Source organism: Nocardia cyriacigeorgica (genome assembly GCF_010858045.1).
GTDB classification, from domain to species: Bacteria; Actinomycetota; Actinomycetes; order Mycobacteriales; family Mycobacteriaceae; genus Nocardia; species Nocardia cyriacigeorgica_E.
The window spans coordinates 1-296 of the sequence record NZ_JAAGVC010000298.1 but is presented as its reverse complement, the minus strand read 5'-3'; the positions used below and the strand labels follow the sequence as shown (position 1 = coordinate 296).

Annotated in this window: 1 protein-coding gene; it reads left to right on the top strand. The window is 64.9% G+C overall.

What is annotated here, in order from left to right:
- Positions 1-296 (top strand): carboxyl transferase domain-containing protein (locus GV790_RS29785; protein ID WP_306043467.1); only part of this gene is annotated, 296 nt, incomplete at both ends.

Sequence of the window (296 nt, the reverse complement as noted above, 5' to 3'; positions counted from 1 at the left end):
CCTCTACGGCGAGATCTTCCACCGCAACATCCAGGCTTCCGGCGTGATCCCGCAGATCTCGCTGATCATGGGCCCCGCCGCCGGTGGCCACGTGTACTCCCCCGCACTGACCGACTTCGTGGTGATGGTCGACCAGACCAGCCAGATGTTCGTCACCGGCCCCGACGTCATCAAGACGGTCACCGGTGAGGAAGTCACCATGGAGGAGCTGGGTGGCGCGCACACCCACATGACCAAGTCCGGTGTCGCGCACTACGTCGCCTCCGGTGAGCAGGACGCCCTCGACTACGTCAAGG